Raw genomic sequence first — 21,808 nt, forward strand, 5'->3', positions numbered from 1 at the left:
ATAAATTCTCCGGCGTTTAAACTCCGCTTCCCAGCGGTGTTGGGAACATCATCGGTTAAAGCAGCGTGGCGCTCAAGACGGCGCTGCTTTGACGCTTACCTTTATCCAGCCAGGACAGCCGCAACAGAACGCCTATATTGAGCGCTATAACCGCACCGTGCGCTATGACTGGCTTGCACAGCACCTGTTTGAATCGTTGGACGAGATCCAAGACTTTGCTACTGGCTGGCTCTGGACTTACAATCACGAGCGGCCCAACATGGGCCTGGGCGGCATCACACCAAAACAGAAGCTCGCTCTCGCTGCCTAACCCCTACTTCTGGCGTGCATCAAAAATGGGGGGATTACCGATCACTCTGGACATACCGCCCCGTCTGCGGATCGTAGTCCCGATAGTAGTTGTAGTGCAGACTGCTCTCGACCCGCGTCAGCCATTACTATCGACTTTGAACGCCAGAAGGCGGCAGTTTTTCCGTTTGGTTGAGTCGGCGTTCTCGAGTCGCACGAATTGCTTCTTTAGCACGCGTTGCTTCGCGTGGATTAATCTTTTCGATCTCGATAAGAATTTGGTCGACCTCAGCCATAACGTCGCGGTCGTCGCTATCCATTAACAAACCAATTAATTCCAACTTTGCATTGACGTCCACGCATTGGCGACCGAGGCGATACCAGTAGATTGCCTCATCCGTTCGAAAACTAATGTTGAGATGGAATCTGGCTAGCTTATTTGCAGCCTCACAGCTACCAGACCGAGCTGCACTTTGATATTTTTTTATTTCATCCTTGCGCAGAAGATACGCAGCAGATGGACTCACTGCTCTCTTTTCGCTTTTTTCAATAATCTGAAAGACAAAAATTAAAAATAGGATGAATCCCAAAGCCAATAGTGACTTTTTCATCTTTTGACACTCATCGGAGAAAATGATTTCCAGGGGCCAATAGTACCTGACGGAGGACCACTAGGATATGGACCAGATCCCCGCATTCCGTTTGCGTCGTACCAGACGAAGTCCGTTGGTGCGGTGACGTCTACCCCTAGATAGTTTGCGAGCTGCTGTGCGAAGTTGGGCTTCCCATCAGGACGCGGTCTGCCGGTATTGCAAGATCCTAATATGATTGGTCGTCCTTTCCATCTCGGGTCTTTGCGAATGATCTCTGCGAGCTGCCATGGGTAGATGATCTTAACGCCATCTCGACGATCTTCCATGTTAATGAAATTGCCGTGACCGCCAACAGCGTATGCCCAACTAGGATTCCACGCATCGGCGCCTGCTCGGGTCTGGCTGTCATGGGGATTGTCTGGATCGAAAAAATTTTGCTCCGCGAGCCCAAGCGGATCGATGCGAGATATTGGATCCCCGCTCACGTAACTAAAAGTATTTATTCCACCTTTGAGACCAATAGGATCGCTTTCAACATATCGCCCCAGCGATGGATCGTAGTCGCGAGAATAGTTGTAGAGTGTTGGCCCTGACGCGAGTTCGTCGTAAGTTGGCGAATTTCCCTAAACGAATCAAAAGCTTGCGTAACGCGCGCGGGCGAATTTCCCCTTTATTCGAAAATTTTTTCCAGACACGATTTTGCAGCCGCACGGTAGCACGCGTAAGAGGCAGGGAAATTCAATCTTCGGCGCTGGCTGCCAGATCGGCCAAGAGGCCGCTGGCGGTGACTGGCACCCCTGAACGGCATGGTCATCAAATACCAAACCGACCAAATGATGGGGAACTTGAATTGCTGACGCTGCGAATGGTTTTTCCATTAGCCGCTAAAAAGAAGCCGCCCCCATAACCCGCGCGTGAAGCAACGGCTTAGGAAGACGGATTTTTTATTAAGGAGGGAACACGGGCTTCGCTAGGTCCTAGATCCTTTTACCTTGCTGGATTAGAAGCATCAGCTCATCCCGCCACAATGCTTTCCCAGGTGTGGATGGCGTACTAATGAACTCTTTAAAGCCAGGGGAGAGCATTCCACAAGCCTGCAGCGCGTCATCAATTCGATTCACGTTTAGTAGCGCGACGGCAAGATGAAAATATGCGCTCTCGTTGAAGTACTCGACTTTGAAATCAATCACCTGATAGAGATCCGCCAATGCGAGTTCATACGCACCACGTTCAATTTGCCATCTAGCTCTGCGGAAGTATGCAGTTGGTGAAGCAGGTCTGAGCACGATCAGTTTTCCCAAGTCGCGAAGAGCTTCTTCGAAACGACCAAGTGCATGTAAATTGCAGCTACGCTCACTGTAGGCAGCGTAGCAATCAGCTTCCTGTGCAATTACGTCGCAGCATATATCAATGGCTTCTTGAAACCGCTCTTCCTTAGAAAGCTGGTCAGCTTTTTTCAATGCTACATCCACATTTATCTTTTCATCACCCATGAGAATGATCCTTTCCTTATTCGATGGGATTTCCGCCGCAGTCCTCTGTAACCTGCCCGGCGACACACTGATTCCAATTCATTCCACCGGCCCCTTTTCCATTCTTATCAGGGAGATAGCCGCTGTCGTACAAGCGATCACAGAACTTCCTTGCATCATCCCATTGCTTCTTACATTCCTCCGGAGTCGGCTTCGCTGGCGAACAGATATCCTTCACTTTCTGAGCGAACCAATTCGTCGCCCTGGTAAGACGAAGTGCAAGATCGCGCTGCGCTTCGGCAGATGGATTGGGCAAACCGATAGGTGCTTTGGGAGCAGGAGATTCTCCTGGATAACCTTGTTGCAATCCAAGCGGATCAACGTATGAAAGCGAATTACCTTTGACATAGCCATATGTATTGATTCCGCCTCGCAGCCCAATCGGATCACTTTGCAGATACCGGCCGATTTGCGGGTCGTAATCCCGGAAGTAGTTGTAGTGCAGATTGCTCTCGCGGTCAAACTGCTGCCCAGGGAAGCGCTGATTGAACGTGAAAACGGGCTGCCCCGCCGGTTGTTCATTGGCCGCATCCTTGCCGAATGGATCGCTGTCCCATTGCCACACCAGGTTACCACCGCCATTGGTGATCGCACGCGGGGTGTTGAGCTGGTCGGTGTGGATGAAATATGCGGTCGCCGTGCCTGGCGGGGTAGCAACGGTGACGGCCAGCGGCGCCGATTGCAGAATTGGGTTCGCGGGATCGGTCGTGGCGACCTTGGCGATGATCTGATATGTACCCGCTGCCAAGTTATCCAGCGTCAGCGTGAAGGGCGCCTGCACGCTCGCGCCGAGCGATGTGCTGCCGTTGAAGTATTCCACTTGCGTGGCCATCACGGGGTTACCGTCCGACGTCGCGGTGACGGCGAGTGTGACGGTCGCTGGCACTGTTGGATTGCTTGGGGTGGCCGTGACGTTGACCGTGGGGGCAGCAGCTGCCAGTTGGCAGCAGGCCAGCAGCAGCGCCGTCCATGCTGCGGTGAAGAGTTTCTTGAACACGTGATTCTCCATGTCTTATTTCAGTACCGCGACCGGCATGTCGTCCAGGTAGACGTATTCGGTCAGCGCGCCATCGGTGCTCTCGGCGATCAGCTTGCCGCTGCCTTCGTAGTGGTAGACGGTGGCCGATGTCGGCGTGGTCTTTTGCACGCGCTGGCCGAGGGCGTTGATCTTGTAGCTCACCAGGCCGATGGCGGTGTTGGCCGACACCATGCGCCCACGCGCGTCGTAGTTGAAGGTGGCGCTGCCGTTGCCGGTGATGCTGCCGTTGGCGTCGGTGGCGATGCTGGCGTTCTGGCTGCCGGTGAGCTGCGCCAGGCGGTTGCTGGTGCTGCCGTAGGTGTAGGCGGTGGATGCGGCGCCGTTCACGTATTGCGTGCGGTTGCCAACGGCGTCGTAGCTGTAACCAAGACTGCGCTGGGCGCGTTGCTCGCTGGTGAGGCGGTCGAGTTCATCGTAGCCGTAGCTGCGGTTGTTGGCGGCGTTGCCGCCATCGGTCACGCCGGTGATGCGGCTCGCTGCATCATAGGCGACGGTTTGCACCTGGCCATTGAGGGTGTAGCCCGTCATGCGGCCATTGATGTCATAGCTGCGCGAGTAGGTCTGGCCGTTGCCGAACACCAGCGATTGCAGCGGGCCAAAAGGCTGGTAGGTTACCTGGCTGGCCAACAGCTGTGCCACGCCGTCCTTGGTGCTGCGGATTTCCTTGATGCGGCCCATGTCGTCGCGCACGTAGTCGACGCTGCGGCCGCTCGGGTAAGTGAGGCCGGCGGGGCGGCCGTACTGGTCGTAGCGGTAGGTGGTGGTGTAGGCTTGGCCGCCAGTGGTGCGCACTTCGCTGACTACCCTTCCATGCTCGTCGTAACCGTATTGGATGCTGCCGCTGGCATCGGTCACCTGGCTCAGGCGGCCGATTGCGTTTGCACCCTGGTCGTAGATGTAGGTGACGCTGGTGCCATCGCTGAAGGCGGCGGAGGTGACGCGGTTCAGCACATCGTACTGGTAGGTTGTGGTCTGGTTCTTGGCGTCGGTGCGCGTCTTGATGTTGCCGGCGTCGTCGTAGGTGTTGACGGTGTTGCCGGTATCGGGGCTGCTGGTCTGGACCAGGTTGCCCAGGCCATCAATGGTGTAGGTCGTGGCCAAATTACGGGCGTCCGTCACCTTGACCAGGCGGTCAAGCCCGTCGTAACCGTATGCGGTGACGCCCGAGCGAGGATCGGTCGTCACGGTGCGGCGGCCAAACACATCGTAGTCATTCGTCGTGATGCGGTTCAGCGGATCGGTGACCTTGGTGAGCAAGCCGGCGGTGTTGTAGTCGTAGCTGGTCATCATGTTCTGGACTTGTGCGCTGGCGGCGCAGCACAGTGCAGCGCCGATGGCGAAAATGGTGGCGCGGATCATTGCACTGCTCCGGTAACTTGTTTCAGGCGGCTGAACGTATCGAACACGCGGCTGATCCTGCGGGTCAGCTGGCCGCCCGCGTCTTTGCTGTCTTCGCCAACCCGGTTGCCGGAAAGGTCGAGAGTGTAGGTGATTTTGTTGCCCAGGCTGTCGGCGATAGCGGTCAGACGGTGTGCATCGTCGTAACTGTAGGTCGTGGTGGTACCGTCCGGCGTGGTAACGGTTTTCAGGTTACCCACCGCGTCATGGGTGTAGCTGGTGATCTCGCTGCCACTCGATACCGAGTCGAGCCAGCCACGCGGGCCGTAGGCGAAGCTGGTCACCATGCCGTTTGGATCGGTGATCTGGCCAACCCGTCCGTTCACGTCGTAATTGCCGTAGCGGGTGACGTGGCCGGCTGCGTTGGTTACCGTTTCCAGGTTGCCCTGGTTGTCGTAGGCGAGCGTGATGTCGACGCCTGGCCCTTTCTTGGTGAGGAGTTGGCCTGCATCGTTATACGTGAAGTTCCAGGTTTTGCTCGTGCCGCTTGGCGTGGCAGAGAAGCCGCTGGCGCCGCTGGCATCTGTCGTGGCCTGCACCGATTCCGACAACAGGTTGCCGTTGGCGTCGTAGGTGTAACTGGTGATGCGCAGCGGCTCTGCGACTTTCGTGCGTAGGCGCATGGTCGGGTGCCACTCGGTGCTGATGGTGCGGGCCAGCGGGGTGCCGTAGCCTTCAACGCGGCTGGTTTCCATGTTGCGGGTCAGGTCGTAGCTGAAGACCTTCTTGTTCCCTTGCCAGTCCTTGGTGCTCGTCGCATTGTTGTTGGCGTCGAAGGTACGCTCGCGCAGGCCGTCGCAGCCTTCGCATGGCTGGTCGATGGCGTCGCTCAAAGCTACGCCAAGCGCGATCCTGTAGTGGTAGTTGCGGGTGACTGTTTGCGGCACCGCGGCGGTGCCAACATAGGAGGTCACCGTAGTGGTACTGGTGCCGTCCGGGGCATGCCCGGTGTATGAGAGGCTCACCTTTTCTACACCGCCCGCGTGCTCGGACGATGTCGCCTGGTTGTAGCAATTCCAGTTCCAGGTCGCGTAGCGCGCACCATTTTCATCCGTGATGCCCGTCAGGGCGTTGGGCAGGTGGCGGGAGTTCGGGCCGAAGCTGACTGCATTGTTGCAGGGGGTTCCGCCGTTGATCAGGTTCCACTCGTTATAGTGATATTTTCTCTTCTGGCTCCCCGGGTATGTGACCGCTGTCAAATTCCCTGCCCGGCACATTTCGGGGTTTTTGTTATTGGTAGGACAGTCGCCCGTGACACCGTCATATTCGTACAAATATGCCTGGCCAGCAGCGTCGATGGCCTTGGCGACACGTTGTTTTTCGTCGTATTCGAATTGCATCTGGCGTCCCCAGTTGTCGGTGACGCAGACGGGCAGTCCTGCAGCAATTTCCGGCCCGGCTTGCACGTTTGAGCAGGCAGGTGCATCTTCGGGTGAACGCGACACCGACGTGTCATTGCTGGCGCCGGTGCTATAGGTGTAGCGCTGCCAAGCGCCGGTGGCAGACGCGATGGACAGCAAGCGGCCATTGGCGTCGTACTTCTCGACATCCTGGCTCGCTGTCGTGTAATTCCAGCTGGTTGGCGTAACACCGTCCGCGGCGTACTGGGCGCTCAGACGCTCGTTGACATCGTCGTCACTAATCCATTGGCTGCCAGATCGGTTGAAAATATGGAGCTTTCCATCGGGGCGGGTCACCACGGCCGACTGTCCACTTCCGTCGGGATGCGGGAAGGTGCAGAAAGTGATGCCTTCGGACCGGGTGTAACACGCCATCGGCTTTGTGCTGTTACGCAGCCAGACTTTGCGGTCGAGTGCAGAAGTCCAGTGGCTGCCGAACACACCTTTGGCGTGCACGTCACCGGAGAATTGCCCACCGTTGTATGTACGGATCAGTTCGAGCTTGAACCCGGGGTTTGCAGGAACAAAGTCTGCTTCGATCTGCACCTTATTACCGGTACCCGGCGCGATCGGGTTCCCGCACATTGGACACGTCGGACCGTTCCCTTTGGGAGCGGACGGCACAGGCTCGCCAACCGGCGCAATATACTCACATGCGTACTTTTCCGGCGCATAGATGTACCGTCCATCGGTGCCGCAGGCGGCCGCCGCGAAATAGACATCCATAGGACTCGCCGGGGTCGTGAATCTGTGATAATAACCAGAGCCATAGTGGGTATGAAGCGGGGGTGGCGTGGAACCACAGATGCGCACCGGGTCCTGACCAAGTTCCGACGCAAGGCTGTTACACGCGGCAAAGAGTGCCTCACTCGTCCCGTAATCTCCGACCCACATGACTGTGTTACCGTCGGGAGTGACGGGAACATAGTCAGCATAGGCATTCGCACTTAGCAATAGGCTAGCGAGCGATGCAATTATCCACTTCGCAATCATGATTATTGTCTTAAGGAAATAAATTCCCGGAAGAATATCATGTACATTAGTGAATAATTCTCTCGGATTATCACATATGCTGTGGCGGTCATTACTGCATTTTTGCACTCGCGGCGCCAAACCCGCGTTCAGAGGTTGCGGGGATCGAAGTCTACCCGAGTCGAACGACTATGCAGGCCGTCGCCACATTACGCAACCATCACCGCCATCCAGGCGCTTTGCGGTACATCAAAAATATACGACGGCTCAGGTTGACATACCCTGAGATGATGGACGGTCCTGAACATATCGCACCAGGAGAACTGCATAACTTGAATATTCGATGAGTAAAAAAAATCCCCGTCGCAGCGAGGATTTTCTTCAGATTTGCCGCTTACTTTTCTCCAGCTCGTGCTGCATTAGATGTTCCTCGAATTCCTAAAGGTCAATGGACAGCTTCTGACCGAAACCACCCGGAGCGAAAGTAAATCCATTGACCGTGCCAGGTCAGCCAAAGCTTCCAACCTAAAACGCCCCCAGTATCCAACTCATTGGCCAGGCACGTTCCAATCATTAAGCTGCTGCTTCTGGCAGATCCGCTTTACCGAGTTTGAGCGCGGAGGCGCCAGATCGCCAGCATCCCGAACAACGCTGCAAACGCCAGCTGCACCCCAGCCGTCTGCAGCGCGACATCCATCCCCAAGCCGCGCCAGGTCATGGCATCCAGCCCATCGACCGCCCAGCGCGTCGGCACCACCACGGTCAACTGCTGCATCCAGGCCGGAAACACGAACGTCGGTACCCAAGCCCCGCCCAGCATCACCAGGATCAAGGTCGCAAATGTCGCCAGTCCGCGCGCCGCCTCAGGCGTTTTGCCAAACGCCGCAATCAGCAGGCCGAACGACGCGGTCATCAACGCAAATGCCACCACCACCAGCGCGAAACCGGCCAGATTGGTAATTTCCACCTTGAACATCAGCATCGCGGCGAAGAAGATCGCTACCATCAAGCCCGCAGCAATCATGGCGCCCGACAACGCGCGTGACACCAACACCTGCGACATCGTGATCGGTGCCGCCAGCAAGCGATTCCAGATCCCCATGCGGCGCGCCAGCAGGATGCCGATGCCCACATCAATCCCCATGAACAGGATGAACTGCACACCCATGCCCGCAAACGCGTGTGCGTAGCCGTTGTACTTCGGCCCCGAACTGAGTGCTTCATCTTTGGTGTTAAACGGCACGCTCATGCCGACGCCGCTGCCCGACTCTTTCGCCGGCTTGGCCGCTTCGTGCTCCTGGAATTTCTTCAGGCTCCCCAGCAGGCCAACCAGCGCATCCTTGTCCTCGCCGGCAGGAGAACTTTCCAGCTTTTTCAAGCTGTCGTCGGTGAACTTGGCACCCGAGGCGCCACCGCCCATCACTTCTCCCGTCACACCCTGCATGACGTGCTGCGTCAGCAAGCCCTTCACCATCGCCAGCACGGTCGATTGCGAAGGGTCGTAATACACCGGCAGCTCCGGCTTGCTGTCAGGCTGGAACAGGGATTTGCCAGCCGCATCGCCAAAGCCGGCCGGAATGACTACTGCCACCATCAGCTTGCCCGCGCGGACTTTATCCTGTGCTTCCTGCTGGCTCATCTCCTTGACCGACAGGTTGGCATCGGCCTTCAGCGAATCGCCGATCTTGCGGCCGATCACGCTGCTGTCCTGCTGCACCAGGCCGATTTCAATCTTGCTGTTATTGCCGCTACCCGAGCCGCCGAACAGCGAGCCAAAGAAAGCTGCCAGCACGATCGGCATCAGCAGGTTAAGCATCAGCGCACGTTTGTCGCTCAAATACAGGATCAGGTCCTTGCGGATCATTGCAATAATTGCTGTCATCGGAATTCCTTAGTCGCGCAGGGTGCGGCCGGTCAGGGAAAGGAAGATATCTTCCAGCTTGGTGCGGGCGGTCGAGAAATGGGCCAGCGCGTGGCCCTGCTCGTCCAGCCAGCGCAGCACGGGCGCGGCGTGGGCCGCTCCGTGCAGGCTGATGTCCAGCACGACACCATCGCGGCGCACGCCTGCAACACCCGGCAAGCCGGCCAGCGAAGCGACCAGCAATTCGGCCGGCAGGATATCGGCGCCCGCCAGCTCCACCTGTAGCGCAGCTTGCGCCGGCAGACGTCGATACAACTCCGACGGCGCCGCATCCGCCAGCACCTTGCCGTGGTCGATGATCACGATATGGTCAGCCAGGCGCTCGACTTCTTCCATGTAATGGCTGGTGTAGATCAGCGAACGTCCCTGCGCCTTCAACGCTTCCAGCGTATCGAAGATGGCGTTGCGGCTTTGCGGGTCGACGCCCACCGTCGGCTCGTCGAGGATCAGCAGTTGCGGATCATGCAGCAGCGCCGCGCCGATATTCAGGCGACGCTTCATGCCGCCCGAGAAGGTGGATGGCTTGTCTTTGGCGCGGTCGGACAGGCCCACCAGCGCCAGCACTTCCTCCGCACGTCTGGCAAGCGCCGCGCCCTTCAGGCCGTACAGCGCGCCGAACAACTTGAGGTTTTCAATCGCCGGCAGCTCTTCATACAGGGCCAGGTCTTGCGGCACCAAACCCAGTTTCTGCTTGGCCGCACTGGCGCCCTGCACTACCGGCTCGCCATCCAGCGTGACGCTGCCCGCGTCCGCCTTGATCAGTCCACAGATCATGCTGACTGTCGTCGACTTGCCCGCGCCGTTAGGCCCCAGCAGGCCCACGGTCTGCCCAGGCTGCACCTGGAACGAAACGCCATCGACCGCGCGCCGCTCCCCAAAAGACTTGCTCAACCCCGTGACACTTAACACTCTTCGTCCTCCAGAAAAAAAACGGCGCCGCTACTGCGGCGCCGCTATCGGTGCGCACGCCTCTACAGGGCGTATCGCACCACGTTGTCACTCCATTCGAATGCCGACATTTCCAGCTCCACCAGTTCCTCGGTCGAAATCGCGAGGTCTGCCAGGGCCGGCAGGATGCGGGTGTCCATGTCCTCCAGGCGCTCGATGCACTCGGCCAGCTTGAGCAAGTCGCCGAAGAAACCGCCGCGGAACATCAGCGCTTCGCCGACTTCGTCGCCCATCGGGATCTGGGCCAGGATTTCCTGCATCGGAATGCCGAACAGCGTATCCATCAGCGACATGATGCCGACCGTGAATGCGATATCGGCTACATGCCGGTGCGCCGGGCGCAGCTTGGTGGCCAATAGTTCCAGCAGGCGGCCGCGCGTGGTGGCCAGCATCAGCAAAGGCGTCATCGAATGGCCGCGTTTGCCCGGTTCCGCGTACAGCATGATCTGCAGCCAGCGCTGCAACTGTCGGCGGCCCAGGATATGCACCGCCTGGCTCAGGGAGTCGATGCGCTGGCGCGCGCCAACAGCCGGCGTATTTACCAGGCGCAGCAGGTTCAGCGCCAGCGACACATCCTTCTTGATGGCACGTTCGATCTCAGTGTTATCAGCATCCGAGCTCACCAGGGTCATCAGTTCCATCACCGCCATTTGCGACGGTGACAGCTTCTTGCCGCTCATGATGACCGGCTTGGCGAAGTAATAGCCCTGGAAGTAATCGCAGCCCAGGTCCAGGCAATTCTTGAATTCGTCGCGGTTCTCAACCTTGCAGGCCACCAGCTTCTTGCCGTCCTGCTTGAAGCGCGGCGCCAGCTTGACCAGGCCATCGAGCGGCATGTCGCGCATCGACAGCTTGATGTATTCCACCATCGGAATCAGCGCAGGCAGTTGCGGCGAATCGGGATTGATGTCGTCCAGCGAAAAGCGGAAACCGTGGCTGACCAGTTCCGACATGCGCGACAGCACGGCCGGCGCCAGCGTGCTGGCAGCGCTAACTTCCAGTACCAGCTTTTCGCGCGGCAGGAAGCCGAAGATATCGCTCAGGATCGCGTCCGCATCGACGTTGACGAAGCCGATGGCGTCGCCGATAGTACGTTCCATGCCCAGTTGCGCCGCATGCGCCACTACCGCTGCAGTAGCGGACAGGGCGGAAGTGTTGATATTGGCCGGGCCAACCGGAGCGTTGCGAAAAAGCAACTCATATCCGAACAAGGCCTGGTTCCGGTCCAAGATCGGCTGCCGGCCCAGATAAAATTCGCGAACTTTCAGGCTCTGGGAGGCCGCATCGTTGCTGGAAAGGTCGATCATAGGGAAATTCCTGACGTGTCCTGACATTTTGGCATCAATTCTTGCCGGTGTCTGTTAAATTTTCTCGAAGTCCCGCTTTTGCGGCAGGCCATCCACAAAGCATTTCATCTCGCCTGGTGCAAAGGCGGTCCATTGCTCATTGGTAGTTAATGGCTGGGTCACGATCACTGCTACGCGGTCATTCGGCGTGGTGACCTGCGAGAAGTCCACGCTCACATCTTCATCGGACAGATTGGCCGTATCGAACGGATATTTGCGCACGATGTAATGCAAATGGGTCGAGCAATGCGCGAACATCGCGCGGCCGTCGGAGAGCATCATGTTGAAAGTCCCATGGGCGGCAATGCTGCGCACGGTCTTCTCGATCTGCGCGCGCAGCATCGGCAACGGCGGGCAGGTGTCGCCAAAGCGCTCGCTCAACTCCTGCATGATCAGGCAGAAAGCCTGCTCGCTGTCGGTGGTGCCGACCGGGCGGAAAGGCCCGTGCAGCACGGGCGCAAATTCCTTCAGGTCGCCGTTGTGGGCGAACACCCAGTAACGGCCCCACAGCTCGCGCACGAAGGGGTGACAGTTCTCCAGCATGACCTCGCCCTGCGTGGCCTTGCGGATATGCGCGATCACGTTCTTCGACTTGATCGGATAGTTCTTGATCAGCTCCGCAATCGGGGAATGGATCGCGGCCTGGTGGTCGACAAAATGGCGCACGCCGGCGCCTTCGAAAAAGGCAATGCCCCAGCCGTCATGGTGGGTATCGGTCTGCCCGCCGCGCAGGGCGAAGCCGGTGAAACTGAACACAATGTCGGTCGGGACATTGCAGTTCATTGCGAGAAGTTGGCACATCCCTCAACTTTACCATGCGGGCGCCGGGCGGTTGGCCGCATAGTAGGCCGATACCACAAGAATTGCGGCAATCCATAGATAGCCGCCGGCACTCAATCCGAGGGACAGGTTTCCGATATCGGGGCCGCAACCCGGTCCGCCGGCCAGGCCAGCGCTTGCCAGGAACGAAGCTGCGCCTGGCATCAACAGGTTGCGGTTGTTTGTCCCGCGCGCTACGCGATAAATCATGAGGAAGTAAAGAATGTTTGCAAACCACGCGGGCTGCAAACCTATGATGCCGAGCCAGCCCATGAACAGAACCTGGAATCCCATCATGCTATTGGATCGGCAGAGCAATGCGGGCATTAGCAGACTTGATGCATATGCGCCAACTGAAACGGCAACAAGAAGATATCGATTCGGATTGATCAGCGCCTGCTCCATTGGCCCCTTTCCAATAAGCGCAAGCCTCTGCGACCATCCAGTTGATGATCTCCGCAGCCGGCGGCGCGAAGCCGCAACCGACGCCCATGCTGCCCGCAGCCTCCAGCCGGACATGCACCCATTGGCGCCAGCAGGACCGGATGCTCAATCCCGAGCCTCGCCGTCAGCCTGGTCTTCAGTCACATGCGCTCACCATCACGTAATAGCCATCCAGGTCGCGAAGTGCAAACTCCCTCGTTCCGGTGCTGGGATTAACGCTTGGCTCTTCCTCAAGCTTCGCCACAAGGGCGCGCGCCCTGGCCAATGCATCGTCAAAGTCATCGACGCGGAAGAACAGCAACAACCCATTACCGGGCTGCGAATCGCCGGGACTTGCCAGCGTGGGATGATCATGCGAGCCCCATTGGTGAAGACAGAGCAGGACCGTTCCGTCTCCGTCCAGTACCTGCCCGAAGAATTCATGGGCCGGTGCGGTCTTCGGCTGCCCGAACAGGGTTTGATACCAGTTGAAGCTATGGGCGACGTCGGCTACGCCGATGATTGTCCATGTCCGCTTCATGAAACCTCCTTAGAATCTCCAACGCATGTAGGTCGGCGGCCGATCGATAGCGATCAAGAACGCTCATCGTATCGCCCAGCAGGTATTTTTCTAGGCAGAGCTGCGCATCCATGATCCAACTGGAATGGAATGTCCCGCAGCGTGAGTACCGCCTCTACAGCGTTCTGCACCGCCAACTGAGCTACGAAATCAGATACTCCTGCATAGTACGCGCCTTGTCGCACAGCGGCTTAACCGAAGCGACCAGGCCGGAATACTCGGCCTTTGGAAACTTCTTTATTAGTTTGGCATAGTCTTCGAGCTCCCTTGGCGTATAGGCCTCCTTAAGCAAACGAACAAACGTTGCAATGATTCTGGCGCGATCAACTGGCAAGACCTGGCCTGCGTTCTTTCTCAGGGCGCGCGCAAGGTCGCTTTTGATTAGCTTACCGAAGGGCAGCCACATCGGATCCTGGTCGATCAATTCGATGGCCATGTCGAGTGCGTCCGGGTCACCTCGCGCAACAGCCAGGCGCAGGTTCTCAAATACCGCACCAATCCAAAGGGCCTCATGTTCGATTGGATGATTCGGAAAATACGACATCACATGCGGTCCCAGCTGGTCTTGCAGGCGCTCTTTAATCCGAAATCCCTGCATCTCAGGCATCGTCTTCACCTAAGGACCCGGTATTGCCACGCAGGGATTCGATTGCTTCGCCCATTCGAGCTTGGGATGCGGCATGCTGATCATCTGCGCGCCATTCAGCACTGTGATACATGAATTTCGAAATGACCATACCAATGGCATGCACTGCGTCGTGCCGCGACTGCCCTTCCGCCATCAGTCGTTTTACCGCGCGTTTGCTCGGACCGTACCCCGACGCCAGCTGGTCCTCAACCGCGACATGGAGATACGCATGAATCTTCGAATTGCGCAGCTTCAGTCTCTTCGCAATATGGTAATTTTGAACGACACGAAACCGATCCCGGCCCGGTAAAGCAAGCCATTCACGCGGATTCGGCTCCGCATCCGGGTCATAGTAAGTTTGCGTCATGGAGCCTCAGGCATCTTCGTTTTCGAAGTTAAGTTCAATGCCATTCCCCGCCGGATCGGTAAGGAAAATCTGAAGCTGCTGCGTTGCCGGAACAACGGCAAACCGGTACTTGATGCCGCGCGCAGCAAGCTTGCTTTCGTACGCCGCGCGATCAGTGCAACGAAAGGCCGCATGGTCAAACGTGCCTGTTGGCAGCGCTGGCCGGATTTCATCCGGCCCGGCCTCGGACAAGTGCAACACAGCGTGTTCGCCAGCGTACAGCCAATAGCCAAAGCTGCGAAACGGTGGCCGGTGGCCGATCGTCAGCCCGACCACATCGCAATAAAAGTCGCGCAACTCATCGAGCAACGCTCGCGATGCGCGCAGGTTGTAATGGCCAAAGCCTATGGCTGGCATTTGAGCTCCTGGAATTAACTAGTCCGACCAGCGATAGAACTCGAATCGGTCAACATAATTGAATCTCGTAATACCATGCCTCTTCATCTAACTTCCGCAGGGAGCATTTAGAAAACTTGGGATCAAACGAACCAGCTTCTTTGAGAAGGTCCTTAACCACCGCTTCAGCATTAGCGATCGCCACGCGTGGTGAAAGCGGCGGAAACGCATCTCGCGCCGCCCATCGCGGCAGCTTCAATAACGCCTCCGCCCAGTTGCAGTGGCCCAGGCATTGTTGCGGTAATGGTCGGTCCCGTCAGCAGCTCTACCCGTCCAGGTTTGCCTGCACTCGGGGCATTCACCAACCGAGCGAACGAGCTCCGCCTTTTCACATGCTTCACTACAGAAGACAGGTCGTGGATTGGAGGGCATTAGGTGCTGCGCCGCCCCAGGTCGGTAATCAGCAATGGGTTGCCTTCCCTTAACGAGTCCGCCACTGCCTTGCTGGTGCGCCGATTGGCCTTGATGTCCTCAAGTTCGGCGCTTGTGATGCCCACCAGCTGCAGGAATTCGACACGGCCATGCGGTGTATCGATAGGCTGCAGCTCAGGATCGAGCACGCAGACCAGACCCACAAGGTCGGTGTCGGAGTCCAGGTAAATCGGACCATTGGCCGGTATCCAGTGATATTCCTCGAACCATTTGCCCGACTGGAAAATATAGCGGCCAAGGTTCTGGATAAGGCTGCAAACCCAGACAAGCTGGTCCTGGGTCTCGCCTTTGTTTGCCAGCCGGAAGGTCAGTTCGAAACCGAAGCGGCTGAAATCCTTGCCCACCGATTGCTCGTCGTAATAGAGCGAAGTGAAGCCGAAGCTGCAAAAGTGGAAGTGCGGAGTTCCGGAGGCATTGCTTTGATATGCGCTAACCCCGTCGATGGGGTCCGGCCCACCCAGGAAGCCTTTGATGACCGTGCCCCAATGCCAGGGCTCCTGCTCTCCATAGAGCCGCTTGAGGGAATCTTCGATAGCGTCCCAGCCAGGAGCCGCATCGTCGCGGCCGGAAAATCGAGTTTTGTATTCGGTAAGGTCCAATGGCGCCTCGAGTTAGCGTTTTGCTAAATTCTACACCAGGGGACTAAGGAAAACGGGCAGCGCTGACATGGCTGCCCATGGTGGAGCAAAGGAGCGCTCCACGGAAGGATGCAAAAGACTTAGTGCAACAGCACTGGCTGACTCATCAGTGCTTCATAGTTTCCCAGGAAATCATCGATCTCCTCGATGGTGGGCTCACTGGCAATCAATTCGTTAACGTCGCGGCGGAAGTTCTGCGCCATGACCCCGGCAATGAAGATTTCGCGCTTACCGCCTTTGTCGACAATCTCGTAGCCGCCGAAGCGCAAGGCTTCCAGGCTGCGGTCCGCGCCAAATTCGACAACACTGTATTGCTCGCTGTTGTAAATGAGGTTCATGTGGCTTCCTTCACGTTTCGTTTCCAAACCGAGATGGGGCTGTCCTGGCCATTTTCAAGCGTTCAGTACCGGCTCCAGGCGCAGAAGGGCGTCGTAAGGTGCCGTGGCAAGCATGGCGCGCAGGCTATCCACGTGAGTGGCATCGGCCAGGCTGATAAAGAGCTGCGCCGGGGGACGGCGCAAGAGACGATTCAATGTAACACGTAAGACAAGATTACCGGCGCAGCATAAGCAGCCGGGGGCGATGCGATGTACCTGCGGCTGCCATACCGTCGGGTCACTTTCATCATACACCAATGGAGAATTAGCGAGGGCCAATCCTTCAAGGATGATGGCCGTTGGTGCGCCAGGCAACAAAACGGCCGCAATCGCGCGCTCACGCGTTGCGGCCGTTGCGCCTGTTACCAGGGTCGTCAGGACCAAGCTTGATCCGTCAAGCCTGATTCTTCTTCGACAGCTTGCCGGGCTCGACACCCAGTTGCTTCAGCTTGCGGTACAAGTGGGTCCGTTCCAGTCCGGTCTTCTCGGCCACCCGGGTCATGCTGCCGCCTTCGCGGCCGAGGTGGTGTTCGAAGTACATGCGCTCGAACGCGTCGCGTGCTTCGCGCAGCGGCAGGTCGAACGACAGGTTGAAGATCGGATTGTCACCGTTGACCGCACGCGCCATGCCCAGGTTGTGGGTTACCGGCTGTTGCGTCACCTGCACCTGGCCGAAGCTGCTCTCTTCGACCGGCGCCGGCATCACCGGACGGGTCGCCATCACCGGCGCGCGCACGGCTTCCTGCGCCCGGCTCAGGCCAGCCTGCACGGCCTTCAGCAGCTTTTGCATCGCAATCGGCTTTTCCAGGAAATTCATGGCGCCGATGCGGGTCGCCTCCACTGCTGTATCAATGGTCGCGTGACCGGACATCATGATGACCGGCATGGTCAGCAAGCCATCTCGCTGCCATTCCTTCAGCAGCGTAACGCCGTCCGTGTCCGGCATCCAGATGTCGAGCAAGACCAGATCGGGCGTGCCGCCGGCGCGAGCCTGGCGCGCCTGCTGGGCGTTTTCCGCCAGCGTGACCGCATGACCTTCGTCACCCAGGATTTCCGAGAGCAGCTCCCGGATGCCCATTTCATCATCAACTACGAGAATGTTTGCCATGTATCCCTTGCCCCTTCCCTCATTTTTATCGCTCTCTACGCAGGCATTCTATACCTGTCGGCGCGACAATGATTTTATTAGTCCAACAATATTATGCCAACTACACCGACGCCAACTTTAACAGCAAAATCAGCACCGACGCACCACTACTATCGTCACGGTTCTGGATATCGATCCGGCCCCCGTGTTCCTCGATAATTTTTTTCACCATCGCCAGGCCCAGGCCAGTGCCCTTCGCCTTCGACGTCACATACGGTTCGAACGCATTGGCCAGGATTTTCGGTGCGAAACCGGGGCCATTGTCCGAGATTGAGAGGCGCACTGCAATACGCGTGCCGCCATCCGCACTCTGGTAGATGATGCCCTCGGTGACCACGTCGATGCGCGGCTCGGCGTCCGCAGGAGGATGCTCCTGCAGCGCGTCCTGCGCATTTTGCAGCAGGTTGTGGATTACCTGGCGCAATTGTGTGTCGTCGCCCAGGATCATGGGCAGGGCCGGCGCCAGACTGGCGTGGATGATGTCGTTGCCCTCCCCGCTCACGTACAAATGCAGGATGTCCTCGACCAGGGAATTCAGCTCGAGCGGCTGCAGCACGGCAGGCGGGGTGCGGGCGTAATCGCGGAAGTCGTCGACCATGCGTTTCATGGCGGAGACCTGGTTGACGATGGTGGTGGAGGCCTTGTTGAGCAGTTCCACATCGGGGCCGGCCAGCTTGGATTCAAGCTTCATCTGCAGGCGTTCGGCCGACAGCTGGATAGGCGTCAGCGGGTTCTTGATTTCATGGGCCAGGCGGCGCGCTACTTCGCCCCAGGCGATCGAGCGCTGGGCCGAGATCACGTCGGTGATATCGTCGAACACGACGATGTAGCCGGTGCCGGTTTCCAGCGGCAGGCGCGAGCCGCGCGTCAGCAGGATCTGTTCATTGTCCTCGGGGCTGCCGGGCTTGCGCGGAATCTCGATCTGGCGCTGCCAGTGCAGGCGCGCCACGTTGCGGCCGGCTGCCGTCTGCGCGCTCTGTGCCGAGAACGCGCTGATGATGGCGGCGGCGAATTCCTGAATGCCTTCCACTTCGGACAGCGGCTGCCCGATCAACGTCACGCCGGCATGCTGCAGGATGCGCTCGACAGAGTCGTTGCAGGTGACCAGGCGGAATTCGGAGTCCAGCACCATCACCCCGGCGGACATATTGGCCAGCACCGACTCCAGGTGGGCCTTGGCGTTCTGCAGCGCGATTCGATTGCGTTCCACGGCGCTGCGCGCTTCCGACAACTGGCGCGTCATGGTGTTGAAGGATTGCGTCAGCGTGCCCAGTTCGTCCGAGCTGGCCACGATCGGGCGCGGCGACAGGTCGCCCTCCGCCACCGCGCGGGTACCTTCTGCCAGCAGCAGCAGCGGCTGCGCCAGGTCGTTGGCGATCAGGAAGGCCGCCGCGATGGCGCCGAACACCGCCAGCAACAGCGTCAGTGTCAGCGTTTCAATATACATCTTGCGCAGGCCGACGCGGGCTACGAAGCGTTCCTTGTATTCCGAGAAGGCGGTACGCAGCATTTCGCCGTTGCTGGCCAGCTTTTGCGGCACGGCCTGGATGATCTGCAGGTAGCGCGGCGCCAGGTGGGCGCCGGACGGCTGCACCCCGTCGGGGATCGCCATCAGCACGCGCAGGCGCAGCACGCTGTTGGCGTCGAGCGGCGCCGGCTGCGGAGCGCCGATGCGGTCGTCGCGCAGCTCGCCGCCGCCCTCGTAGGCGGCATAGGACGGGTCTTCCTTGGCCTTGTTCAACATGGCCGCGGAAGGCAGGTCGGCCGACAGGTTGATGCGGCGCTCGCCCATGGCAGACACGATCAGGCCGCCGTCGGCATCGACGATGATGGCGCTCTGGGTACCAGGATGGCGGCGCACGAAACGCGCCAGCGTGGCCGGCGCAGCATAAAACGGGTCTTCGGCCAGTTGGCGCACGGTGCCGCGCGCCTGCGCTTCCAGTTCGGCCAGCGATTCATCGAGCGCCGAGCGGCCCAGGTCAAGGCCGGCGTCCAGCGCTTCTTCCACGCGCACGTTGAACCAGGAATCGATGGAGTGCGACACGAACTGCACCGACACCAGGAAGATCACCAGGCCGGGCAAGACGCCGATAGCGGCAAACAGCACCACCAGCCGCGTCATCAGGCGCGAACCGAACTTGCCGCTCTTGTAGCGCGCATAGAGGCGGAACAGGGAGACCCCGACCAGCAGCACCAGCGCCACCGCGACCGACGCGTTCAGGCCAAGCAGCCAGCCGTAATAGCGGTCGAACAAGCCGGAGTTATCGGAGGCCGACGCGAGCAGGAACAGCAATATGCTGCAGATCGCTCCCGCGACGACAAACAAGTACCTGAGGGCCGACGTCACTTACTCAGCCCTGTACTGGAAGGTTTTTTTGCTGGACGAGAGTCGCCACTCGCTGTTGTTGAAGGCGTTGACCTGGATCGGCTTGGGCAGGTAATCCTTGTCCATGCCCATGCGCAGGGTAACGTTATATGTTTCGCCCACTTTCAGGGTGCCGCGCGGAGCGACTACCCAGCGGGTGGGACGGCGGATGAAAAACAGGGCTTCGTCCAGCGTCTGGAAAGGCTGGGCGACGGAACCGATGATCTTGACGTAGTACTGGCGTATCAGCACGTCGTACCACAGCTTGTGGGTGCGCTTGGCGGTAACGGCTTTTTCGTCGAACCAGTACCAGCGCGGGCGGGTAAAACTGATTTCCGTGGTGAAGTGCAGCGAGACCCCTGATTGCACGGCCTCTTCCAGGCCGTGGCTCAACTCGAACGAATATGCCGAGGACAGGCGGTACCCTTCTTCCGCCGCCTCGATATAGGCGCGCGTGATCTCCACCGTCTCGTCGGAGGCGTGGGCAGCGTGCGGCAACGCACACGCAAGCGTCAACAGCAACTGCCAGCAAAGGAGTCGAAGAAATCTTTGGATCACTTGCCTGGTGCTCGTTAAAGGGTTACGCATCTTTCCGGAACAATGCGTAGAACAAACCATCGTGATCCTGCTCGGCGCCGCCCAGGGGCAGCAATTGGCCCGGCGCATCGAGGCGGGTGGCGCGGTTGCGCACCGCGAAAGCGGCCGCCTGCGCCTCGGACTCCTGCGGCCACAACGAACATGTCACGAACAGCAATTTACCATTGGGGGCGAGCATTTTCCAAAGATTGTCGAGAATTTGCGACGAAAGTGTTGCAAGTTGACGGGTGTCGCTCTTGCGTCGCAACCAGCGGATATCCGGGTGGCGGCGCACGATGCCGGAAGCGGTACAAGGCACGTCGGCCAGGATGCGGTCGAACTGCTGGCCGTCCCACCAGGCGTCGCTCTGCGCCTCTGCCGGCTGCAATGTTGCCTGCAACTGGAGGCGGTCGAGGTTTTCCTGGACGCGCTGCAGGCGCTTCGGATCGGCGTCCAATGCTGTCAAATTGACATCGGCCAGTTCGAGGATGTGGCAGGTTTTGCCGCCCGGGGCGGCGCAGGCGTCCAGCACGCGCATGCCGGCTTGCACATCCAACAACGGCGCCGCCAATTGGGCGCCGGCGTCCTGCACGGACACGTCGCCCTGCTCGAAGCCTGGAATCTGCGACACCGGCACCGGCCTGGCCAGGCGCACGGCGAAATCGCCGACCTGGTTGGCTTCGATGCCTTCCGCCGCCAGGCGCGCCAGGTAGTCGGCCAGCGAAGTGCGGCGGGTGTTCACGCGCAGCGTCAGCGGCGGGGCCTTGTTACCTGCGGCCAGCACCTGCTCCCATTCCTTCGGGTAGGCCGTGATGACGGAGTCGATCCACCACTGCGGGTAATTGTATTTAGCCTCCGGCTGCTGCATGGCTTCGTCCAGCAGCTCTTCTTTCTCGCGCAGGAAGCGGCGCAGCAGGGCGTTGACCATGTTTTTTGCGCGCGCGGTGTCCGGGTGCGAGCCGGCGGCCGTGACTGCCTGGTCGACTACCGTGAAAGCTTCGTACGGGGCCGGGCTGCCGTCAGCCGGGTGCATCAGCGGCAGGGCGACGGAGAGCAGTGCTTGGACCAGCGGGTCCGGGGCTTTGGGCGCCATCAGGCCGATCAGGATTTCGCTCAAGGCCAGCTGGCGCATGGCGCGGTAGGCGATATCCTGGATTGCGCCGCGGGCTTGCGGGGTGACGCTATTGCTTGCGAATACGCCTGCCAGTGCCTGCGGCAGTGCGGTGCCTTGCTGGACTTGCACTGCGGCGCTAGCGGCGCCCAGGATCGCGAAGGCCAGCGAGTCCTGTTTCAGCTCGGACTGGAAATCGGTCTGTACGCGCGGTTGCAGGTCGCGGTGGTGGCTGTCGCGGAAGGCTGGTCTGGCTGGGGCGCGCGGCGCCGGCGTATCGGTCCCGCGGGCCGCTGGCTTGCTGGCCGCCCAAGGCGAGCCCGGAGCGGCGCCTTCTCCGCCAGCCGCACGGCCGAAGCCGCGCTGGCCGCTGTCCGAGCGCGAATCATTGCGAAAATCCGCGCCTTCGCGGCGGCCGAAACCGCGCTGGCCGCCTTCGCCGCGTCCTTCGCCGCGGTTCTCGCGCTCGGCAC

At 59.2% G+C, this 21,808-nt stretch carries 21 protein-coding genes and 2 pseudogenes; 1 reads left to right on the forward strand and 22 read right to left on the reverse strand.

Translation table 11 applies throughout. The features are described from left to right. Nucleotides 1–91 precede the first annotated feature (91 nt). Nucleotides 92–310: pseudogene (locus tag ASD07_RS09285) on the forward strand (transposase); the annotation flags it as partial. 127 nt (nucleotides 311–437) lie between these two features. Here the strand turns inward: ASD07_RS09285 and ASD07_RS09290 are convergent. The 22 genes and pseudogenes from ASD07_RS09290 to rsmB form a co-directional block, all read right to left on the reverse strand. After that, a complete protein-coding gene (locus tag ASD07_RS09290) occupies nucleotides 438–899 on the reverse strand; it encodes a hypothetical protein (protein WP_055928478.1) in 462 nt (153 codons plus the stop codon). Next, nucleotides 896–1,453 (reverse strand): annotated as a pseudogene (locus ASD07_RS30040) (RHS repeat-associated core domain-containing protein); the annotation flags it as partial. The gene ASD07_RS09290 and the pseudogene ASD07_RS30040, both read right to left, overlap by 4 nt. Nucleotides 1,454–1,858: 405 nt before the next feature. Next, nucleotides 1,859–2,374, reverse strand: a complete 516-nt coding sequence (locus ASD07_RS09295) for a hypothetical protein (RefSeq protein WP_055928481.1) — start codon at nucleotides 2,372–2,374, stop codon at nucleotides 1,859–1,861. A gap of 16 nt (nucleotides 2,375–2,390) precedes the next feature. Further along, the gene (locus tag ASD07_RS32155) at nucleotides 2,391–3,410 is read right to left on the reverse strand and encodes an RHS repeat-associated core domain-containing protein (protein WP_304439088.1); all 1,020 of its coding nucleotides are present in this window, start codon (nucleotides 3,408–3,410) and stop codon (nucleotides 2,391–2,393) included. 15 nt (nucleotides 3,411–3,425) lie between these two features. Further along, entirely contained in the window at nucleotides 3,426–4,811 is a 1,386-nt protein-coding gene (locus tag ASD07_RS09305; RefSeq protein ID WP_055928488.1) for an RHS repeat protein, read from the reverse strand. Next, nucleotides 4,808–6,976, reverse strand: coding sequence for an RHS repeat domain-containing protein (locus ASD07_RS09310; RefSeq protein WP_055928491.1), 2,169 nt, complete (start codon nucleotides 6,974–6,976; stop codon nucleotides 4,808–4,810). Before ASD07_RS09310 ends, ASD07_RS09305 begins: the two co-directional genes overlap by 4 nt. Before the next feature lie 847 nt (nucleotides 6,977–7,823). Continuing rightward, entirely contained in the window at nucleotides 7,824–9,104 is a 1,281-nt protein-coding gene (locus ASD07_RS09315) for an ABC transporter permease (protein WP_055928494.1), read from the reverse strand. Nucleotides 9,105–9,113: 9 nt separating this feature from the next. Then, nucleotides 9,114–10,034, reverse strand: coding sequence for an ABC transporter ATP-binding protein (locus ASD07_RS09320; protein ID WP_229207107.1), 921 nt, complete (start codon nucleotides 10,032–10,034; stop codon nucleotides 9,114–9,116). 80 nt (nucleotides 10,035–10,114) lie between these two features. Then, nucleotides 10,115–11,398, reverse strand: a complete 1,284-nt coding sequence (locus ASD07_RS09325) for an EAL and HDOD domain-containing protein (RefSeq protein WP_055928500.1) — start codon at nucleotides 11,396–11,398, stop codon at nucleotides 10,115–10,117. A gap of 54 nt (nucleotides 11,399–11,452) precedes the next feature. Continuing rightward, nucleotides 11,453–12,238: a class II glutamine amidotransferase gene (locus tag ASD07_RS09330; protein WP_055928502.1), complete on the reverse strand. Its 786-nt coding sequence runs from the start codon at nucleotides 12,236–12,238 to the stop codon at nucleotides 11,453–11,455. A 9-nt stretch (nucleotides 12,239–12,247) separates the two neighbouring features. Next, the gene (locus tag ASD07_RS09335; RefSeq protein ID WP_055928506.1) at nucleotides 12,248–12,661 is read right to left on the reverse strand and encodes a hypothetical protein; all 414 of its coding nucleotides are present in this window, start codon (nucleotides 12,659–12,661) and stop codon (nucleotides 12,248–12,250) included. A 175-nt stretch (nucleotides 12,662–12,836) separates the two neighbouring features. Further along, on the reverse strand, nucleotides 12,837–13,220 hold the full coding sequence (locus ASD07_RS09340) for a VOC family protein (protein ID WP_055928509.1): 384 nt from the start codon (nucleotides 13,218–13,220) through the stop codon (nucleotides 12,837–12,839). A 181-nt stretch (nucleotides 13,221–13,401) separates the two neighbouring features. Next, the gene (locus ASD07_RS09345; protein ID WP_055928512.1) at nucleotides 13,402–13,866 is read right to left on the reverse strand and encodes a hypothetical protein; all 465 of its coding nucleotides are present in this window, start codon (nucleotides 13,864–13,866) and stop codon (nucleotides 13,402–13,404) included. After that, a complete protein-coding gene (locus tag ASD07_RS09350) occupies nucleotides 13,859–14,254 on the reverse strand; it encodes a hypothetical protein (RefSeq protein WP_055928515.1) in 396 nt (131 codons plus the stop codon). Before ASD07_RS09350 ends, ASD07_RS09345 begins: the two co-directional genes overlap by 8 nt. Nucleotides 14,255–14,260: 6 nt before the next feature. After that, on the reverse strand, nucleotides 14,261–14,650 hold the full coding sequence (locus ASD07_RS09355; protein ID WP_055928518.1) for a VOC family protein: 390 nt from the start codon (nucleotides 14,648–14,650) through the stop codon (nucleotides 14,261–14,263). A 410-nt stretch (nucleotides 14,651–15,060) separates the two neighbouring features. After that, the gene (locus ASD07_RS09360) at nucleotides 15,061–15,720 is read right to left on the reverse strand and encodes a suppressor of fused domain protein (RefSeq protein ID WP_055928520.1); all 660 of its coding nucleotides are present in this window, start codon (nucleotides 15,718–15,720) and stop codon (nucleotides 15,061–15,063) included. Between the two features lie 119 nt (nucleotides 15,721–15,839). After that, complete coding sequence (locus tag ASD07_RS09365; RefSeq protein ID WP_055928525.1) at nucleotides 15,840–16,097, reverse strand: DUF3567 domain-containing protein; 258 nt, start codon at nucleotides 16,095–16,097, stop codon at nucleotides 15,840–15,842. A gap of 54 nt (nucleotides 16,098–16,151) precedes the next feature. Further along, on the reverse strand, nucleotides 16,152–16,280 hold the full coding sequence (locus ASD07_RS32195; protein WP_307143689.1) for a hypothetical protein: 129 nt from the start codon (nucleotides 16,278–16,280) through the stop codon (nucleotides 16,152–16,154). A 250-nt stretch (nucleotides 16,281–16,530) separates the two neighbouring features. Next, nucleotides 16,531–17,244: a response regulator gene (locus tag ASD07_RS09375; RefSeq protein WP_055928530.1), complete on the reverse strand. Its 714-nt coding sequence runs from the start codon at nucleotides 17,242–17,244 to the stop codon at nucleotides 16,531–16,533. 100 nt (nucleotides 17,245–17,344) lie between these two features. Beyond that, nucleotides 17,345–19,630, reverse strand: coding sequence for an ATP-binding protein (locus ASD07_RS09380; protein ID WP_055928533.1), 2,286 nt, complete (start codon nucleotides 19,628–19,630; stop codon nucleotides 17,345–17,347). Beyond that, nucleotides 19,631–20,164, reverse strand: a complete 534-nt coding sequence (locus ASD07_RS09385; protein WP_229207108.1) for a DUF4390 domain-containing protein — start codon at nucleotides 20,162–20,164, stop codon at nucleotides 19,631–19,633. 64 nt (nucleotides 20,165–20,228) lie between these two features. After that, nucleotides 20,229–21,554, reverse strand: coding sequence for a 16S rRNA (cytosine(967)-C(5))-methyltransferase RsmB (rsmB, locus tag ASD07_RS09390; RefSeq protein WP_055928661.1), 1,326 nt, complete (start codon nucleotides 21,552–21,554; stop codon nucleotides 20,229–20,231). Nucleotides 21,555–21,808 lie beyond the last annotated feature (254 nt).

This window comes from Duganella sp. Root336D2 (genome assembly GCF_001425005.1).
In the GTDB taxonomy this organism is placed as follows: domain Bacteria; phylum Pseudomonadota; class Gammaproteobacteria; order Burkholderiales; family Burkholderiaceae_D; genus Rugamonas.

What these genes read in the sequence shown, in the direction of transcription:
- ASD07_RS09290 (WP_055928478.1), bottom strand. Translation starts at nt 899, where the DNA reads ATGAAAAAGTCACTATTGGCTTTGGGATTCATCCTATTTTTAATTTTT.
- ASD07_RS09310 (WP_055928491.1), bottom strand. Translation starts at nt 6,976, where the DNA reads ATGGATGTCTATTTCGCGGCGGCCGCCTGCGGCACCGATGGACGGTAC.
- ASD07_RS09325 (WP_055928500.1), bottom strand. Translation starts at nt 11,398, where the DNA reads ATGATCGACCTTTCCAGCAACGATGCGGCCTCCCAGAGCCTGAAAGTT.
- ASD07_RS09295 (WP_055928481.1), bottom strand. Translation starts at nt 2,374, where the DNA reads ATGGGTGATGAAAAGATAAATGTGGATGTAGCATTGAAAAAAGCTGAC.
- ASD07_RS09365 (WP_055928525.1), bottom strand. Translation starts at nt 16,097, where the DNA reads ATGAACCTCATTTACAACAGCGAGCAATACAGTGTTGTCGAATTTGGC.
- ASD07_RS09345 (WP_055928512.1), bottom strand. Translation starts at nt 13,866, where the DNA reads ATGCCTGAGATGCAGGGATTTCGGATTAAAGAGCGCCTGCAAGACCAG.
- ASD07_RS09335 (WP_055928506.1), bottom strand. Translation starts at nt 12,661, where the DNA reads ATGGAGCAGGCGCTGATCAATCCGAATCGATATCTTCTTGTTGCCGTT.
- ASD07_RS09315 (WP_055928494.1), bottom strand. Translation starts at nt 9,104, where the DNA reads ATGACAGCAATTATTGCAATGATCCGCAAGGACCTGATCCTGTATTTG.
- ASD07_RS09350 (WP_055928515.1), bottom strand. Translation starts at nt 14,254, where the DNA reads ATGACGCAAACTTACTATGACCCGGATGCGGAGCCGAATCCGCGTGAA.
- ASD07_RS09355 (WP_055928518.1), bottom strand. Translation starts at nt 14,650, where the DNA reads ATGCCAGCCATAGGCTTTGGCCATTACAACCTGCGCGCATCGCGAGCG.
- ASD07_RS09330 (WP_055928502.1), bottom strand. Translation starts at nt 12,238, where the DNA reads ATGTGCCAACTTCTCGCAATGAACTGCAATGTCCCGACCGACATTGTG.
- ASD07_RS09305 (WP_055928488.1), bottom strand. Translation starts at nt 4,811, where the DNA reads ATGATCCGCGCCACCATTTTCGCCATCGGCGCTGCACTGTGCTGCGCC.
- ASD07_RS09375 (WP_055928530.1), bottom strand. Translation starts at nt 17,244, where the DNA reads ATGGCAAACATTCTCGTAGTTGATGATGAAATGGGCATCCGGGAGCTG.
- ASD07_RS09340 (WP_055928509.1), bottom strand. Translation starts at nt 13,220, where the DNA reads ATGAAGCGGACATGGACAATCATCGGCGTAGCCGACGTCGCCCATAGC.